We start from the raw sequence: 17405 nt of genomic DNA on the forward strand, positions 1-17405 counted from the left end.
CCGCCGCCGCGCTTTTCCCAGCAAACGCAGGCCAAGAAGCAAAAGAATCGCCCCAAAAATCGCCAGCGGCCACGATCCCCAAACCTTCAGCGCCCACAGCCAGTGAAAAGCAGCCAGAAGCGCCGCCGGATAGACCAGCCGATGCAGTTGCCGCCAGCGCACGCCCAGGCGGCGGATCGAGAACCGGTTCGAGGTCAGCGCCAGCGCCAGCAGCATGACGAAGGCCAGCATGCCGAAAACCAGATAGGGCCGCTTCACCACGTCCCCGAGCATCTGCGCCCAGAGAAAAGCCATGTCGAAGACCACCCAGGCCGCAAGATGGCAGGCGACATAGGCAAAGCAGATCAGCCCAAGCGCCTGGCGAAAGCGCATCAGGTTCAGCCGCGTCAGCCGCAGCAGCGGCGTCACCGCCAGGGTCGCCAGCAGGAAATAGATCGCGGTGCGGCCCAGGCGATGTTCGATGTCGCGCACCGGATCGACGCCCAGGTTGCCCTGCAGCGTGTCCCAGACCAGCAGCCCCAGCGGGATCAGCCCCGCCAGCCAGACCGCCCAGACCGGAACGTGCCGCAGCCAGCGATTGAGGTGCTGCGGCATCAGTAATGCTTCGCCAGGTCCATGCCCGCATAGAGCCCGGCCACCTGATCGCCATAGCCGTTGAACATCAGCGTCTCCTGCCGGCCACCGAAAAGGCCGCGGCCGATCCGCCTTTCGGTCGCCTGCGACCAGCGCGGATGGTCCACCTGCGGGTTCACATTGGCATAGAAGCCGTATTCGCCGGGCTGCATCATCTGCCAGCTGCAGGGCGGCTGCCTGTCGGTCAGGGTGATCGACACCACCGACTTGATCGACTTGAAGCCGTATTTCCACGGCACCACCAGCCGGATCGGCGCGCCGTTCTGGTTGGGCAGAATGCGCCCGTAAAGCCCGGTCGCCAGGATGGTCAGCGGATGCATGGCCTCGTCCAGCCGCAGCCCCTCGCGATAGGGCCAGTCGAGGATGCGGGTGCGCTGGCCCGGCATCTGCTCGGGGTCGTGCAGCGTGCGGAAGGCGACGAATTTCGCGCCGGGCTGCACGCCGACCCTGTCCAGCACCGCCGCCAGCGGCACGCCCAGCCAAGGGATGACCATCGACCAGGCCTCGACGCAGCGCAGGCGATAGATGCGCTCCTCCAGCGCCGATTCAGGGGCCAGATCCTCGACGCCGTAGCTGCCGGGCCGGTCCACCATGCCGTCGATCGTCACCGACCAGGGCGAGGTCTTCAGGCTGCCGGAATATTGCGCCGGATCGCTCTTGCCGGTGCCGAACTCGTAGAAATTGTTGTAGTGCGTGATGTCCTCAAGGCTGTTCGGCGTCTCGTCGGTCGAAAAGGCCGAGGGCCTGCCCTGCAGCCCCAGGGCAGGCGTCGCCAGCGCCGCCATGCCCGCCGCCAGGAAGGCGCGGCGGTTCAGGTAATCCGCCTCGGGCGTCACATCGGACCATTTCAGCTTCATGGCGCTTCCCCCCCTGTCGCCCGCATATCATGCCACCCGGCGCGCAGAATGCCGATGAAACTCGGCGTGACTTCCGCGCGAGCGCCGGGCCGGAAAAAGGGGCGGATACCGTGCATCCGCCCCTCTCGCGTCTCAGTGCAGCGGCACCCGCGGCCCGCTGTCATCCGCCGAACCCAGATGGGCCGAGGAGACGCGGTTGCCGACGATCAGCCCCTCGGGCCCGGCGCTGACATGCACGGTCTGCCCGTCCAGCACCTCGCCGGCCAGGATCATCTCGGCCAGGGGGTTCTGCAGGCTGCGCTGCATCACCCGCTTCAGCGGCCGGGCGCCGAAAACCGGGTCATAGCCCTCGTCCGCCAGCCATTTCAGCGCCGCCTCGTCCAGCTCCAGCCCGATCTTGTGCTGCGCCAGCCGGCTTTCCAGCTGCCAGAGCTGGATCCTGACGATGCCGTCCATGTTCTCGCGCGTGAGGCGATGGAAGATGATGATCTCGTCCAGCCGGTTCAGGAACTCGGGCCGGAAATGCGCCCGGACCGCATCCATCACCTGCGCGCGCGCCTGGCCGGAATCGGCACCCTCCGGCAGCGCCGACAGCGCCTGCGCACCGAGGTTCGAGGTCAGCACGATCAGCGTCTGCTTGAAGTCCACCGTCCGGCCCTGGCCGTCGGTCAGCTGGCCGTCGTCCAGAACCTGCAGCAGCACGTTGAACACGTCCGGATGCGCCTTTTCGACCTCGTCGAACAGGATCACCTGATAGGGACGCCGCCGCACCGCCTCGGTCAGCACGCCGCCCTCGTCATAGCCGACATAGCCCGGAGGCGCGCCGATCAGCCGCGCGACCGAATGCTTCTCCATGAACTCGGACATGTCGATGCGGACCATGGCGCTGTCGTCGTCGAACAGGTATTCGGCGATCGCCTTGGTCAGCTCGGTCTTGCCGACGCCGGTCGGGCCCAGGAACAGGAAGCTGCCCAGCGGCCGCTTGGGATCGTTCAGCCCGGCCCGCGCCCGGCGCACGGCGTTCGACACCGCCGTCACCGCCTCGGACTGGCCGATGACGCGCTTGCTCAGCACGTCCTCCATCTTCAACAACTTCTCGCGCTCGCCCTCCAGCATCTTGCTGGTGGGAATGCCGGTCCAGCGTTCCACCACCTCGGCGACCTGCTCGGGGCGGACGGTCTCCTCGACCAGCAGGCCGTCGTTATGGCCCTCGGCCTCGGCCAGCTGCCGCTCGAGTCCGGGGATGATGCCATAGCTCAACTCACCCGCACGGGCCAGGTTGCCCTCGCGCTTGGCCTGGTCCAGTTCGGCGCGGGCGCGGTCGAGCTGCTCCTTCAGCGTGCGCGAGCCTTCCAGCTTGTCGCGCTCGGCCTGCCAGCGGGCGGTCAGCGAGGCGGATTTCTCCTGCAGTTCCGACAGCTGCTTCTCCAGCTTCTCCAGCCGGTCCTTGGAGGCGGCGTCGTCCTCTTTCTTCAGCGCCTCGGCCTCGATCTGCATCTGCAGGATCTGCCGATCGAGCTGGTCCAGCTCCTCGGGCTTGCTGTCCACCTCCATGCGCAGCCGGCTCGCGGCCTCGTCCACCAGGTCGATGGCCTTGTCGGGCAGGAAGCGGTCGGTGATGTAGCGATGCGACAGGGTCGCCGCCGCCACCAGCGCAGCGTCGCTGATGCGCACGCCGTGATGCAGCTCATACTTCTCCTTGATGCCGCGCAGGATGCTGATCGTGTCCTCGACCGTCGGCTCCTCGACCATGACCGGCTGGAAGCGCCGGGCCAGCGCCGCGTCCTTTTCGATATACTTGCGGTATTCGTCCAGCGTGGTGGCGCCGACGCAATGCAACTCGCCCCGCGCCAGCGCCGGCTTGATCAGGTTCGCGGCATCCATGGCGCCGTCGGTCTTGCCGGCGCCGACCAGCACATGCAGCTCGTCGATGAACAGCACGATCTCGCCGGCGGCATCCTCGATCTCCTTCAGCACCGCCTTCAGCCGCTCCTCGAACTCGCCGCGATATTTCGCGCCGGCGATCAGCGCCCCCATGTCCAGCGCCCAGAGCTGCTTGTTGCGCAGGCTTTCCGGCACGTCGCCGTCGATGATGCGCAACGCCAGCCCTTCGGCGATGGCGGTCTTGCCGACGCCGGGCTCGCCGATCAGCACCGGGTTGTTCTTGGTGCGGCGCGACAGCACCTGCATGGCGCGGCGGATTTCCTCGTCCCGGCCGATGATCGGGTCGATCTTGCCCTCGGCCGCGGCCTCGGTCAGGTTTCGGGCGTATTTCGACAGCGCCTCATAGCTGTCCTCGGCGCTGGCGGTGTCGGCCGTGCGCCCCTTGCGGATGTCGTTGATGGCGCCGTTCAGCGCCTGCGCCGTCACCTTGCCGGCCGCCAGCGCATCGCGGGCATTGGTGTTGACGATGGCCAGCGCGGTCAGCACCCGCTCGGCGGGCACGAAACTGTCGCCGGCCTTCTTGGCCAGCTTCTCGGCCTCGTCCAGCACCCGCACCATCGAGGGATCGACATAGACCTGCCCCTGCCCGCCGCTGACCTTGGGCTGCTTCGCCACCGCCTGGTCGACGGCCTGGCGCACGGCCTGGGCATCGCCGCCGGCCCGCGCGATCAGGTTGCTGGCAAAGCCCTGGTCGTCATCCATCAGCGCCTTGAGCAGATGCTCGGGCATCACGCGCTGGTTTTCCTCGCGGATGGCGATGGTCTGCGCCGCCTGCAAAAAGCCCCGCGACCGTTCCGTGAACTTTTCCATATCCATATGAAAATCCTTTCCTCAGCCCCCGCTTTGGATCGCCCGCATTGGCACGATCCGGCTCGGGTCTTGCCAGTCACATGGGCAGGAACAAACGGGGTTTCAAGACAGAGGGTTCCCGCCTATAAGCGGCCCGTTTGTCGCAGGCTGAGGTGGAACATGGACGACCGTCTGATCGTGGCGCTGGACGTGCCGAACGCGCTGGCCGGGCTGGAACTGGCCGAAAGGATCGGCGACGCCGCCAGCTTCTACAAGATCGGCCTGGGCATGCTGACCGGCGGCGGCCTGGCGCTGGCCAACGAGCTGAAACAGGAACATGGCAAGCGCATCTTCCTGGACATGAAGTTCTTCGACATCGGCGCCACGGTCGAGGCGGCGGTGAAAGGCATCGCGCAATACGACCTGGATTTCCTGACCGTGCATGGCGACCCGCATGTGGTCCGGGCGGCGAAACAGGGGGCAAGCGGCTCGGGGCTGAAGATCCTGGCGGTGACCATCCTGACCTCGCTGGACCGCGCCGACCTGGATGCCGGGCTGATCGTGCCGGGCGACGTGGCCGAGATCGTGGCGACCCGCGCCGCCCGCGCCTTCGAGGCCGGGGCGGACGGCGTCATCGCCAGCCCGCGCGAAGCAGCCCTGATCCGCGCCCTGCCCGAGGCGGCGGGCCGGCTGATCGTGACCCCCGGCGTGCGCCCGGCGGGCAGCGATGCCGGCGACCAGAAGCGGATCGAGACCCCGGCCACGGCCATCGCCAGCGGCGCCGACCATATCGTCGTCGGACGGCCGATCTGGCAGGCCGCGGACCCGCGCGCCGCGGCTCAGGCGATCCAGGCCGAACTGGCCGGGGCATAATCAGCCGAAATTGCGCTGCATGACCGGCGCCAGATCCTCCCGCGCCGCCGTAGCGCGGGCGATGGACCAGACCTTGGGCGCATGGCCCTCGAACCATTCCGGGCCGGGCTTCCAGTTGGTCATCGCCGCCAGGTAGATATCCAGCGCCGAGAACCGCTCGCCCAGGAACCAGGGCGCGCCCACCACGCCTTCAACGGCGGCCCAAAGCTGCTGCAACCGCGCCGTGGTGGCCTCGCCCAACTCCTTTTGCGCCGCCGGGTCGCTCAGGAACCGCGCCGGATCGTCGCCAAAGGTAAAGCAGGGATAGACCTGCGCCACCAGGAAGATCAGCCAGCGCAGGAAACGCGGCCGCTCGGCGGCCCCGGCCTCGGGCACCAGGTCGTCCCTGCCCGTCATGTCGGCCAGGTACAGCGTGATCGCCGCGCTTTCCGACATGACCCGGCCATCGGGCAGGATCAGCACCGGGATTTGCCCGGCCGGGCTGATCCGCATCAATTCGCGTCTGGCGGCCGGGTCCAGGAACAGATCCGCGACCTCGACCCCCTCGGCATCGAGCCCGTAATGCGCCAGTTGCGCCTCGACGATGGCCGAGCCCCAGCCGTTGCGACGATAAAGCTGCATGCGGGACATGGCTGCCCTCCTTGCTGCGGGTGGCCCGATCATGCACGCCGCGGGGCGATTCTCAAATCCCGCAGCCGGCACCGGCAAGGACAAGCCGCACTCGGTCGCGGAAATGCGGCACGGCGCGCGGATGGGCGACGAATTCCGCAACCGGCATCATCCGCCATTCCTGCCCCTCGCCGCCAAAGCGGATCACCGCGATCTCGGTCGCGGTGATCGTGCCGGAAAACAGCCAGGACAGCCGACCGGGCTCCGAGACCGAGGGAAAGGCCCGCCCCGCCAGCCGCCCGGCCGCAAGGCGCAGCCCGAATTCCTCGTCCAGTTCGCGCAGGGCGCATTCGACCGGCGACTCGTCCGGCTCGGCCCCGCCGCCGGGCAGATCCCAATGCGCCGGAAAGGGGATCCAGCCGTAATCGTCGCGCAGGCAGGTCAGCAGGCACGCGCCATGGGTCAGCACCAGCTTGGCGCCGGCAAAGCCTAGTTGTCGTTGATGTCGCGGGTCCAGCGCCGCACCTCGCCGCGGTTCTTGCCGAAGATGCGCCGCAACGCCAGCCAGATCACCCCGGTCAGGACCGCCGTGACCACCAGCGCCATCGGCAGCCCGCCGGGCCACAGGCCCAGAAGCAGCGCCAGCCCCATCAGCAGCACCGCGCCGGCCAGGCCCAGGAAGAACCAGCCCGGCAGCGCCAGTTCCACCGCCGCCAGGATCAGCGCCGCGATGATCCAGATCCAGCCGTTCGCCCAGCTCATTTGCCACCCCGCAGCATGCGGAAGGCGTCGCCCAGCGCCTCGACGGCCGAGGCGGGGACGATCACCGTCTGCTTGCCCTGCCCCTTGCCGACCTCGGCCAGCACATCGACCTGGCGCATGGCGACCTGGTATTGCGCCGCCTCGATCCCGCCCTCGCGGATCGCGGTGGCGATGGCCGCGGTGGCATAGGCCTCGGCATCGGCCAGCAGGCGCTTCGCCTTGGCCTGCTGCTCGGCGGCGTAAAGATCGCCGTCGGCGGCCAGTTCCACGGCGCGGCGGCGGCCCTCGGCCTCGGTCACCTGGGCGCGGCGGGCGCGTTCGGCATTCAGCTGTTGCAGCATGGCGGCCCGCGTCGCCTCGTCCAGGTTGACGTCCAGAATCTCGGCCCGCGTCACCTCGATGCCCCAGTCATCGACGATATTGGCCAGCGCGTCGCGGATGCGCTCGATCAGCTGGGCGCGGTTCGACTGCACCTGGTCCAGCTCCATCGCGCCGATTTCCGAGCGCACGATCCCCGCCACCGTGGTGGTGATCGCCGCATCCACGTCGCGGATGCGATAGACGGTCTTTTCCGGCTCGATGATGCGATAGAAGACGCTGGTTTCCACCTGCACCAGCACGTTGTCGGCGGTGATCGCGTCCTGGCGCGAAGTCGGCAGCTGGCGTTCCAGCACCGAGATCCGATGCGCCACCCGGTCAAGGAAGGGAACGATGAAATTGATCCCCGGCCCCAGCACCGCATGCAGCCGGCCGAAACGCTCGACGACGTATTTTTCCGATTGCGGGACGATGCGGACGGCGCGGCTGACGGCGAACAGGATCACCACCGCCAGCACGATCAGGGCGATGTTCTGGCCGATCATCTCGGCGATTTCGGGCGGCATCGCATTTCCTTTCCTTGGTCACTCGGCGGCGAAGGCCGCGTCGCTGGCATCCGGGCGCAGCCGCGCCAGCCGGGCGACGACGCGGCCAAAACGGGTCCGGAACAGCTCGAAATCCGGGCGCGGCTCGATCCGCCCCTCGTCCATGTAGAGCGAGCGGTCCAGTTCCAGTTGCACGACATGGACATTGTTGCGCGGCCGGCCATAGGTCTGGGTGATATAGGCGCCGGAAAAGGGCGAGTTGCGCCGCAGCCGGAAGCCCTCGGCCGCCACCGCCTCGGCCACGCCGGCGCTGATCCGCGGCGCGGCCGAGACGCCGTTGCGGTCGCCCAGCACCATGTCGGGACGCGGGCGCGGCAGATGGGTCAGCGCATCGCGCGGCATGGAATGCATGTCGATCAGGATGGCGCCGCCGAACTGCGCCACCGCCTCGTCGATCAGCGCCGAAAGCGCCCGGTGATAGGGATGCCACAGCCGGGCGATGCGGCTTTCGGCCTCGGCCCGCGGGATCGGCCGGTCGTGGATGACGCGCCCCTGCGAGACGACGCGGGGAATCACCCCCAGCCCCGCCATGATCCGCGGATTGCTGATCCCCGGCGCGGCGCCCGACACCACCAGGGGGTCGATCTCCTCGGGGCCGCGGTTCAGGTCCACCACGCAGCGCGGCACCCGCGCGGTCAGCATCATGGCGCCATGCTCCAGCGCCGGAGCGATCAGCCGGTCCACGAAGGCATCCTCGGACGAGCGCAGCTGCTGCGCATCCAGCCGCGATTCGGCCAGGAACCAGTCGGGATAGGCCCGGCCGGAATGCGGCGAGGCAAAGATCACCCCGCCCAGCCACGATTGCGGCCGCATCAGATCGAAGGTCGGCTCTTCCCTGGTCATCCTGGCTTTCCCCGGCGGCGCAGACGGCGCCATTCTGGACGGTCGAGACAGGAAGATTTATAAACCATGATCGAGGAAGGCCAATAGCCGTCGATTGAGGGCTTGAAACCCCTGGGCGAGGTGGCTATAGACACGCCGATCCAGGCGATCTGGCGGCGCAGGCTGGCAGAATCACCTGACGGGGGGCGGTTAGCTCAGCGGTAGAGCACTACGTTGACATCGTAGTGGCCACTGGTTCGATCCCAGTACCGCCCACCATTCATTTCGCGCCCCCGAGGCTTTTTCGGGGGTATTTCGTTTTCAAGGCGCGACCTAGCGATGCGCCGCGATAGGAGAAGACCGATGAAGGTTCGCAATTCGCTCCGCTCGCTCAAGAGCCGCCACCGTGACTGCCAAGTCGTGCGCCGCAAGGGCCGCATCTACATCATCAACAAGACCAACCCGCGCTTCAAGGCCCGCCAGGGCTGAGAACGGCCGGTCGGCTGAATCCCGGAACGCCCGCAGGCCCTGTGCCGCGGGCGTTTTCGCATTTCGGCCCTGGTGCGCAGCAAGTGGGGGCTGACTGCCCCCACACCCCCGTGGATATTTCCACAAGGAAGAAGATGGGAAGCGCGACAGGGCCGACCCGCCGTCAACGCGGCAGGGATCCGGGCGAGATCCTTGGGCCACCGCAGCGGTCCGGCAGGATCGCCGCGGCGGCGCGGCAGGGGGCGGCGCGCAAACCGCGGACAGATGCCGGCGAGTGGCTGGCTGGCGGCAAGCGTTCACTCCCCCAGTCGGAGCAAGGCGGCACGGCGCATGCCCTGGCCCAGGGCGGCCATCGGTGCAAGCAGCACGAACCCCGCGAAGGAAATCAGCGCCGCCAGCTCGCCTTGCAGGCGTTGCAGGGCACCTGCGCCGCGATGCAGCCCCTGCCGGCATGACGAAAGCGCGATGCTTCCCGTTGTCAGCGACTAGCGCAGGACATCCGCCAGCAGGCCCGAGATCGTCTGCCGGGTCACATAGCCGGTGACGCGCAGGTTGCGCGCCGCCTGGTAGCGGCGCAGCGCCGCGCGGGTTTCCTCGGTGAACTCGCCCTCGGCCGGACCCGGCTGCATGCCGGCGGCGCGCAGCCGCTCCTCGATCAGGCGGCGGGTCGCGGGGGTGAGGTCAAGCCCCGCCTCTTCACGCCGCGCCGCCTCGACGCCGGCGCGCAGGGTGGCAAGGCGTTCCCGCGCGGCCGGCGCATGGATGCCCGAGGGGAAGCGTTCCAGATAGGTCTCATAGGCCGCGGCCGAGCCCTGGCGGCGGGCCCAGCGCCATGTCGCCTCGTCGCCATGGGGGGCGTCCTGACCGGTGCCGGCCCCGGCCAGCTGGCGTCGCGCCGCCTCGGCATGGATGCCCTGGGGATAGCGGTCGAGATAGGCGCGCAGCCCCCCGGCATCGCCGCTTGCGCCGCTTTGCCGCCAGAAGGCGCGATCCTGGGCGGCGGCCTCGGTGGCGCGGCCTTCGGCCTGCTCGGCGATCATCCGCACCTGCGGCCCGGTCAGGTGGCCGGTGACGGCCAGCCCGTTGGCGCGCTGCCAGCCCGAAATCGCCAGGCGCGTGCGCGGGCCGAAGACGCCGTCGGCCGCGCCCGGCTGCAGGCCAAGCCGGGACAGGTGGCGCTGGACGGCCGCCCGGCCGGCCGGGCCGAGGGAAAGCGCCTGTTCGGCCGCCACCGCCGACGCGGGCTGCGAGGCGGGCCTTGCGGGTGGGACGGGGCGCAATTCGGCCAGCCGCTTGCGGGCGGCGCCGGCATGGGGCCCGGCGGGAAACTGCTTCAGATAGGTCGCATAGGCGGCGGCCGTATCGGTCGCGGCAGCCAGGCTCCAGGCGGCGCGGTCGGCATGGCGCACCCCCGGCGCACGGCCGATCTGCGCCAGCCTGTCGCGCGCATCCGCGGCGTAGATCCCCTGCGGAAAGCGCGCCAGATAATCCCGATAGGCCAGGGCGGTATCTGCCACCGCGGCCTCGGCCCAGGCGTCGCGGTCATCGGCCAGGGCGTCGGCAGCCTTGCGCGGCGGCACCGGGCGCAGGTCGCCTGCAGCCTCGGGCAGCAGGGAAAGCGCCCGGCCGGCGCTGGCCTGGGCCAGCGTCGCCCCGTCCAGCAGCCGGGCCAGGGCGCGGGCGCCGGCCTCGGGCGGGCCGGTGACGACCGAGACCCCGGCCGGCGGCCGAAGCGCGCCGATGCCGTTTTCCAGCCCCGGCCGGTGCGGCATCTGCTGCGCATCGGTGCCCAGGATCAGCACCGCGCCCGGATCGCCCCCCGCCATCAGCCGCATGACCAGCGACAGCGGCACGCCCTGCCCCCCGGCCGCCGCCGGGCCGGGCGTATCGGCATCGGTGCCCATGAACCAGGTTTCCTCGGCATCATGCAGGAAGCGGCCGTTCAGCGCCACGATGCGCGCGCCGGGATCGGCATCGGCGCGGGCCAGCGATTCAAGCAGCCGGCGCAGCGGCCGGGCCTCGAGATCGAGGCCCTGCTGGGTGGTGAAGCCCGCCTCGCGCAGCGCCTTTGCCAGCGCCATGGTATCCGAGCCGGCCAGGTCGGGGGCGCTGCGATAATCGGCATTGCCGATGATGACGGCGCGATTCTCGGCCCAGGCGGGCGCGGCCCCGACCAGGGCGGCAAGCAGGACGGCAGCGATGCGCATCGGGCAACCTCATTCCGGGGGGCCGGAATCAGTCGTAGCTGCGCCGATCCTCGATCACCTTGCCGTCGTTCGGCAGCGAGCCCGGCGCAACCAGTTCCACCCGGCCGCGAAGTTTCAGTGTATCCAACACCGTTCCTTCGTATCTTGCCGCATCATCGGCCCCGGTTTCCAGCAGCACCGTCATCACATCCATGTCCCCGGCGCGGTCTGCGACCACACGAGCGCGTGAGATTTCCGGGTGGCGGGCCACCAGCGCCGCCACCTGCTCGGGGCGCACGAACATGCCCTTGATCTTGGTGGTCTGGTCGGCGCGGCCCATCCAACCCTTGATGCGCATGTTGGTGCGCCCGCAGGGGCTGGCCCCCGGCAGCACCGCCGACAGGTCGCCGGTGGCAAAACGCAGCAGCGGATAATCCGGGTTCAGCGTGGTGACGACGACCTCGCCCACCTCGCCATCCGGGACCGGGGTGCCGGTGCCGGGGCGGACGATCTCGACGATCACCCGCTCATCCACGATCATCCCCTCCATGGCCGGCGATTCATAGGCGATCAGGCCCAAGTCGGCGGTGGCATAGCATTGCGTCGTGGCGATGCCGCGATCCGCGTAACCCTGCCGCAGGCTGGGAAACAACGCCCCGCCCGAGACCACGGCGCGGGTCAGGCGCAGCCGCTCGCCCAGTTCATCGGCCTTGTCGAGCATGATCTTCAGGTAATCCGGCGTTCCGGCATAGACGGTGGTGCCGATGTCCGCCGCGGCGCGGACCTGCAATTCGGTCTGGCCGGTGCCGGCCGGCAGGGTCGCGGCCCCGACGGCGCGGGCGGCGCTTTCGAACATCATCCCCGCCGGCGTCAGGTGATAGCCGAAGCAGTTGTGGACGATATCGCCCCGGCCCACGCCCGCCGCATGCAGGAAACGCCCCAGCCGCCACCAGTCCTCGCCGCGCCGGCCGGGCTCGTAGATCGGGCCAGGGCTCTGGAAGACGTTCTCGAAATCCGGGGCCGGCCGGGTGGTGAAGCCGCCAAAGGGCGGCATGGCCTTTTGCGCGGCCGAGAGTTCGGATTTGCGGATCACCGGCAGCCGGGCCAGCGCCTCGCGCGTGGTGATCCGGCCGGGCTCGACATCGCCCAGAAGGCGCGCCAGCCCCGGCGCCGTGCCGGCGCGGGCGACGGCGGCGGGCAGTTCGGCCGCCAGCCATGATGCCCGCTCGTCGGCGCTGCGGGTTTCAAGCTTGTCATAGAATGCCATGGGGGTGCCTTTCTGCGCTCAGGCCAGCCAGCGCTTGCGCCGGCGATAGGACCGCACGTCGCGAAAGCTCTTGCGGCCCTGGTCGGACATGCCGAGATAGAATTCCTTGACGTCCGGGTTCTCGCGCAGCGCATCCGCCGGCCCGTCCATCACCACCCGGCCGCTTTCCAGGATATAGCCGTAATGGGCATAGCGCAGCGCGACATTGGTGTTCTGCTCGGCCAGAAGGAAGGTCACGCCCTCGCCCTCGTTCACCGCCTTCACGATCTCGAAGATCTGCTCGACCAGCTGCGGCGCCAGGCCCATCGAGGGCTCGTCCAGCAGGATCGTCTCGGGGCGCGACATCAGCGCCCGGCCCATGGCGCACATCTGCTGCTCGCCGCCCGAGGTATAGCCGGCCTGGCTTTTCCGGCGCTCCTTGAGGCGGGGGAAATAGGAATAGACCATCTCGAGATCGCGGGCGATGGCGGCGCGCCCGTCGCCGCGGGTATAGGCACCGGTCAGCAGGTTCTCCTCGATGGTCAGGTGCTCGAAGCAATGGCGCCCCTCCATCACCTGGATCACGCCCTTTCTGACCAGGCTGGCCGGGTCCAGCTCCTGCACCCGTTCGCCGCGATAGCTGATCGTGCCCTTGGTGACCTCGCCGCGCTCGGAATGCAGCAGGTTCGAGATCGCCTTCAGCGTCGTGGTCTTGCCCGCGCCATTGCCGCCCAGAAGCGCGGTGATGCCGCCCTTGGGCACCGACAGGCTGACGCCCTTCAGCACCAGGATGACGTGATTGTAGATCACCTCGATATTGTTGACCTCAAGCAGGGTCTCGCGTTGCGGCGCGGCGTCGAACATGGACTTTCCCTCCAGGCGCGGGTGAAAGGCCCCGGCGGCGGACCGCCGGGGCAAGGGATCAGCAGCGCGGCGAGATGCCGGCTTCCTTGGCATAGGCCTCGCTGTCTTCCAGGATCAGCGGGTCCAGCACCTCCTGGTCCGGCTCGGTGAACTCGGTGATCAGGCTCCACTTGCCGGCCGAGGCGTCCCATTGCTGCAGCCGCGCCATGCCGCTGCCGCCGTGGTTGTCGCAGGTCATCTTGATCTCGGGACCGAAGTCCGGCAGGCCCAGCTCGGCCAGGCGCTCGGGCGTGATGTCCAGCGCCTCGAACCCGTCGCGCAGCTGCGCCGGCGTGATCTGCGGCGTGCCGGCCAGTTCCTGCGCCTTCTTGATCGCCTCGGCAATCACCACCGCCGCATACATGCCGCGCGAATACAGCACCGAGCCGACGAACTGCCCGCCCTGCGAGGCCTTGCCCGGCTCGATGACATGTTTCTTCATGTCCTCATAGATCGGGTAATCCATGCCGACGCCGTGGAACGTCAGCGCCTTGTAGCCATTGGCGCCGGCGCCCACCGGCTTCACGTCCACTTCCGAGCCCGACCAGTAGGTGCCGATGAAATTCTCCATCGGGAAACGGATGTTGGCGGCCTCCTGGATGGCGGTCTGGTTCATCACGCCCCAGCCCCACATCAGCACGTAATCCGGCTTGTCGCGGCGGATTTGCAGCCATTGGCTCTTCTGCTCCTGGCCGGGCGGATCGACCGGCAGCTCGGTCAGGGTGAAGCCGTGCTTCTTGCCAAGCTCCTGCAGGGTGCGGATCGGCTCCTTGCCATAGGCCGAGTTGTGATAGACCAGCGCGATCTTCTTGCCGTTCAGGTCGCCGCCGTTCTGGTCCAGCAGATACTTGATCGCCACGCTGGCACCGTCCCAGTAGTTCGCCGGGGCGTTGAACACCCATTCGAAGACCTTGCCGTTCTTGGCCGAGGTCCGGCCATAGCCCGGCGTGTAAAGCGGGATCTTGTCCGCCGCGACCTTGGGGATCAGCTGATAGGTGATGCCGGTGGACAGCGGGTTATAGACCAGCGCGCCCGAGCCCTTGGTCGCCTCGTAGCACTCGACGCCCTTTTCGGTGTTATAGGCGGTCTCGCATTCCGGGGTCCGGACCCTCTCGCCGCCGATGCCGCCGTCGCGTTCGTTCAGCAGGGTGAAGTAGTCGTTGAACCCATCGGCATATTGCGTGCCGTTCGCGCCATAGGGCCCGGTGCGATAGCTGAGATTGGGCACCACCAGGTCGGCCATGGCCGGGGCCGCCGCCATGACGGCGCCCAATGCGACAGTTGCGAGTTTCAGTTTCATCTTGGTCTCCTCCCCAAGGGTTTTCTGGTCCGCCGGTTGTCCGGTCGTTAATGCGGGAACGGCCAGAGCCGCAGCTTTTCCTTCGTCAGCGCCCAGAGACGCGCCAGCCCGTGCGGCTCGACGATCAGGAAGAACACGATCAGCGCGCCGACGATCATCAGCTCGATATGGGCGGCCAGGTCGGTCGGCCAGCCGAACTGCGCCACCAGCACGTTCTTGAGAAAGACCGGCAGCAGCACCAGGAAGGCGGCGCCGGCAAAGCTGCCGAAGATGCTGCCCAGCCCGCCGATGATGATCATGAACAGCACCAGGAAGCTCTTGTTGATGCCGAAGGCCTCGCTGGCCTCGGCCGCGCCTAGGTAGACCGAGAACAGCAGCGCCCCGGCGATGCCGACGAAGAAGCTGGAGACGGCAAAGGCCGACAGCTTGGCGGTCAGCGGGTTCACCCCGATGATCTCGGCGGCGATGTCCATGTCGCGGATCGCCATCCATTTGCGCCCCACGCTGCCGCGGGTCAGGTTGCGCGCCACCCAGGCCAGCACGACGGCAAAGACAAGGCAGATCAGGTATTTCGCCGAAGCGGTGGTGGCGGGCCCGGTCACCGCCCAGCCCAGGATGGTGCGCTCGGGCGCGTTGATCTGGCCCGAGGCCGAATAGTTGTAAAACCACGGCACCTTGTTGAAGAGCCACACCAGGAAGAACTGCGCGGCCAGCGTCGCCACCGCCAGGTAGAAACCCTTGATCCGCAGGCTGGGCAGGCCGAAGAGCATGCCGACGACCGCCGTGATCGCGCCGGCCAGCACGATATGGATGACGATCGGCACGCCCGGAAAGGCGACCATCAGCTTGTAGACGGCATAGGCCCCCACCGCCATGAAGCCGCCGGTGCCCAGGCTGACCTGCCCGGCATAGCCGGTCAGGATGTTCAGCCCGATGGCGGCGATGGCATAGATCAGGAAGGGCACCAGCACCGCATTGGCCCAGTAGCTGTCGATGACGAAGGGCACGACCAGGAAGGCCACCGCCAGGATCGCGTAATAGCCCCAGCGATCCAGCCGGATCGGAAAGGTCTGGCCATCGTCGCGATAGCTCGTCTTGAAATCACCCGCCTCGCGGTAAAGCATCCGTTCCTCCCAGCGTCACGCCTTGCCCGTGGGGCTTCGCGCCCCCACACCCCCGCGGGATATTTCTCCAAGGAAGAACGCGAGATTCCGCCCTTCTTTCTTGCCCAAATATCCCCGCCGGAGGCATAGAATCTTTTCATCGTCAGACCCGCTCGATGATGCGCTCGCCGAACAGCCCCTGCGGCCGGAAGACGAGGAAGATCAGCGCCAGCACATAGGCGAACCAGTTCTCGGTCGCGCCACCGACCATGGGGCCGACGAAATATTCGAACAGCTTTTCGCCCATGCCGATGATGAGACCGCCGACGATGGCGCCGGGGATCGACGTGAATCCGCCGAGCATCAGCACCGGCAGCGCCTTGAGGGCGATCAACGAGAGGCTGAACTGCACGCCCGATTTCGTGCCCCACATGATGCCCGCGACCAATGCGACGAAACCGGCGATCGACCAGACCATGATCCAGATGAATTGCAGGCTGATGCCCACCGACAGCGCCGCCTGGTGGTCGTCGGCCACCGCGCGCATCGCCCGGCCCTGCTTGGTATATTGCGAGAAGCCGACCAGCGCCGCCACCAGCGCCGCCGCGATGACCGCCGCCCAGATGTCCAGCCGGTCGATGAAGAAGCCGTAGCCCAGCCAGTCATCGGTCATCGCCTCGACCGTCTCGGAAATGCCCTGCGGCAGGCCGACGTCCAGCACCTTCACGTCGGCGCCCCACATCACGTCGCCGAGCCCTTCCAGGAGCCAGGCCAGGCCGATGGTGGCCATGAACAGGATGATCGGCTCCTGCCCGACCAGGTGCTTCAGTACCAGCTTCTCGATGGCGATGGCGAGGCCGACCATGATCAGCGCCGTGAGCAGGATCGCCAGCAATCCCGGCACGGTCCAGCCGAAGCTGGATACATGCACGCCGAAGGCGGCGCCGATCAGATGCGCGAAGGGCACCCGGCCCTCCATGATGCCCACCAGCGTCATGGCGGCGAACAGCGCCATCACCCCCTGGGCGTAGTTGAAGACCCCCGAGGCCTTGTAGATCAGCACGAAACCCAGCGCGACCAGCGAATACATCACCCCGGCCATCAGGCCGTTCAGCAGGACTTCGCTTGCATACAGAAATTCCATCGCCGTCCCCTTATTCGTGCGCCACGCCAAGATAGGCGCTGATGACCTCGGGATTGCTGCGCACCTCGTCGGGGGTGCCGTCGCCGATCTTGCGGCCGTAATCCATCACCACCACCCGGTCGCTGAGGTCCATGACCACGCCCATGTCATGCTCGATCAGGGCGATGGTGGTGCCGAACTCGTCGTTCACGTCCAGGATGAAGCGGCACATGTCCTCCTTCTCCTCGACGTTCATGCCGGCCATCGGCTCGTCGAGCAGCAGGATCTTGGGCTCGGCCGCCAGCGCCCGCGCCAGTTCGACGCGCTTCTTCAACCCGTAAGGCAGCCGGCCGACCGGGGTCTTGCGGATGTTCTGGATCTCCAGGAAGTCGATGATCTTCTCGACCTGCTCGCGGTTTTCCACTTCCTCGCGCTCAGCCCGGCCCCACCACAGCGCCTGGCTCCAGATCGGCGCCTTCATCATGTTCAGGCGGCCGGTCATGATGTTGTCCAGGACCGACATGCCGTCGAACAGCGCGATGTTCTGGAAGGTGCGGGCAATGCCCAGCCGCGCCACCTCATAGGGTTTCATCGGGCCGCGGCGATGGCCCTTGAACCAGATCTCGCCCTCTTGCGGGACATAGAAGCCCGAGATCACGTTCAGCATCGAGGACTTGCCGGCGCCGTTCGGGCCGATGATGGCGCGGATCTCGCCCTCGCGGATGTCGAAGCTGATGTCCTTGATCGCCGTGACGCCGCCGAAGCGCAGGGTGATGTTCTTCAGGTCCATCAGCACGCCGCCGATCTGGCGGCCGTCGGCGGTGGTATAGCCTTCTTGCATGG

Annotated in this window: 17 protein-coding genes and 1 tRNA gene (1 of these 18 cut by a window edge); 3 read left to right on the forward strand and 15 right to left on the reverse strand. The window is 67.8% G+C overall.

Annotation, left to right across the window (positions count from 1 at the left end):
• From ESD82_RS21000 to clpB, 3 genes are all read right to left on the reverse strand, one after another.
• A protein-coding gene (locus ESD82_RS21000; protein WP_036747096.1) for a protein-methionine-sulfoxide reductase heme-binding subunit MsrQ crosses the window boundary here: on the reverse strand, positions 1-594 show its 5' portion. The gene continues 33 nt to the left of window position 1, outside the view; 594 of the gene's 627 nt are visible here — the first part of the coding sequence; its start codon is at positions 592-594; its stop codon lies off the left edge, out of view.
• Positions 594-1490 (reverse strand): protein-methionine-sulfoxide reductase catalytic subunit MsrP, encoded by an 897-nt coding sequence (gene msrP / locus ESD82_RS21005; RefSeq protein WP_024842884.1) that lies wholly within the window; start codon positions 1488-1490, stop codon positions 594-596. Before msrP ends, ESD82_RS21000 begins: the two co-directional genes overlap by 1 nt.
• Before the next feature lie 132 nt (positions 1491-1622).
• Complete coding sequence (gene clpB / locus ESD82_RS21010; protein ID WP_024842883.1) at positions 1623-4250, reverse strand: ATP-dependent chaperone ClpB; 2628 nt, start codon at positions 4248-4250, stop codon at positions 1623-1625.
• A 153-nt stretch (positions 4251-4403) separates the two neighbouring features.
• Here clpB and pyrF point away from each other — a divergent pair, with 153 nt between their 5' ends.
• Positions 4404-5096 (forward strand): orotidine-5'-phosphate decarboxylase, encoded by a 693-nt coding sequence (pyrF, locus tag ESD82_RS21015; RefSeq protein WP_024842882.1) that lies wholly within the window; start codon positions 4404-4406, stop codon positions 5094-5096.
• Here pyrF and ESD82_RS21020 read toward each other — a convergent pair whose 3' ends face one another.
• Genes ESD82_RS21020 through ESD82_RS21040 form a run of 5 tightly spaced genes read right to left on the reverse strand, consistent with a single transcriptional unit; the run spans position 5097 to position 8233 of the window.
• Positions 5097-5726 carry a glutathione S-transferase family protein gene (locus ESD82_RS21020; protein WP_024842881.1) on the reverse strand — a complete coding sequence of 210 codons (630 nt, stop codon included), beginning with the start codon at positions 5724-5726 and terminating at the stop codon, positions 5097-5099.
• Between the two features lie 52 nt (positions 5727-5778).
• Positions 5779-6174, reverse strand: a complete 396-nt coding sequence (locus ESD82_RS21025; RefSeq protein WP_024842880.1) for an NUDIX hydrolase — start codon at positions 6172-6174, stop codon at positions 5779-5781.
• Positions 6175-6194: 20 nt separating this feature from the next.
• On the reverse strand, positions 6195-6467 hold the full coding sequence (locus ESD82_RS22380; protein ID WP_024842879.1) for an NfeD family protein: 273 nt from the start codon (positions 6465-6467) through the stop codon (positions 6195-6197).
• Complete coding sequence (locus ESD82_RS21035; RefSeq protein WP_024842878.1) at positions 6464-7351, reverse strand: SPFH domain-containing protein; 888 nt, start codon at positions 7349-7351, stop codon at positions 6464-6466. Before ESD82_RS21035 ends, ESD82_RS22380 begins: the two co-directional genes overlap by 4 nt.
• Positions 7352-7369: 18 nt before the next feature.
• The gene (locus ESD82_RS21040; protein WP_024842877.1) at positions 7370-8233 is read right to left on the reverse strand and encodes an N-formylglutamate amidohydrolase; all 864 of its coding nucleotides are present in this window, start codon (positions 8231-8233) and stop codon (positions 7370-7372) included.
• A gap of 183 nt (positions 8234-8416) precedes the next feature.
• On the opposite strand from ESD82_RS21040, the gene ESD82_RS21045 reads away from it, so the two are divergent.
• Both ESD82_RS21045 and ykgO read left to right on the forward strand, forming a co-directional pair.
• Positions 8417-8491, forward strand: a tRNA-Val gene (locus ESD82_RS21045).
• Positions 8492-8575: 84 nt separating this feature from the next.
• Positions 8576-8701: a type B 50S ribosomal protein L36 gene (gene ykgO / locus ESD82_RS21050; RefSeq protein WP_024842876.1), complete on the forward strand. Its 126-nt coding sequence runs from the start codon at positions 8576-8578 to the stop codon at positions 8699-8701.
• A 485-nt stretch (positions 8702-9186) separates the two neighbouring features.
• Here the strand turns inward: ykgO and ESD82_RS21055 are convergent, their stop codons facing one another.
• The 7 genes from ESD82_RS21055 to ESD82_RS21085 all read right to left on the reverse strand — a co-directional run bounded on the left by ESD82_RS21055 (position 9187) and on the right by ESD82_RS21085 (position 17403).
• Positions 9187-10908, reverse strand: coding sequence for a peptidoglycan-binding protein (locus tag ESD82_RS21055; RefSeq protein ID WP_024842875.1), 1722 nt, complete (start codon positions 10906-10908; stop codon positions 9187-9189).
• A 28-nt stretch (positions 10909-10936) separates the two neighbouring features.
• Complete coding sequence (locus ESD82_RS21060; protein ID WP_024842874.1) at positions 10937-12154, reverse strand: phenylacetate--CoA ligase family protein; 1218 nt, start codon at positions 12152-12154, stop codon at positions 10937-10939.
• Between the two features lie 18 nt (positions 12155-12172).
• Positions 12173-12997, reverse strand: coding sequence for an ABC transporter ATP-binding protein (locus ESD82_RS21065; protein ID WP_024842873.1), 825 nt, complete (start codon positions 12995-12997; stop codon positions 12173-12175).
• A gap of 58 nt (positions 12998-13055) precedes the next feature.
• The gene (locus tag ESD82_RS21070; protein ID WP_024842872.1) at positions 13056-14336 is read right to left on the reverse strand and encodes an ABC transporter substrate-binding protein; all 1281 of its coding nucleotides are present in this window, start codon (positions 14334-14336) and stop codon (positions 13056-13058) included.
• A 47-nt stretch (positions 14337-14383) separates the two neighbouring features.
• Positions 14384-15460, reverse strand: a complete 1077-nt coding sequence (locus ESD82_RS21075; RefSeq protein ID WP_024842871.1) for a branched-chain amino acid ABC transporter permease — start codon at positions 15458-15460, stop codon at positions 14384-14386.
• Between the two features lie 142 nt (positions 15461-15602).
• A complete protein-coding gene (locus tag ESD82_RS21080; protein WP_024842870.1) occupies positions 15603-16583 on the reverse strand; it encodes a branched-chain amino acid ABC transporter permease in 981 nt (326 codons plus the stop codon).
• A gap of 10 nt (positions 16584-16593) precedes the next feature.
• Positions 16594-17403 (reverse strand): ABC transporter ATP-binding protein, encoded by an 810-nt coding sequence (locus tag ESD82_RS21085; RefSeq protein ID WP_177209323.1) that lies wholly within the window; start codon positions 17401-17403, stop codon positions 16594-16596.
• Between the last annotated feature and the right edge of the window lie 2 nt (positions 17404-17405).

It is taken from the genome of Paracoccus pantotrophus (genome assembly GCF_008824185.1).
Classification (GTDB): Bacteria; Pseudomonadota; Alphaproteobacteria; order Rhodobacterales; family Rhodobacteraceae; genus Paracoccus; species Paracoccus pantotrophus.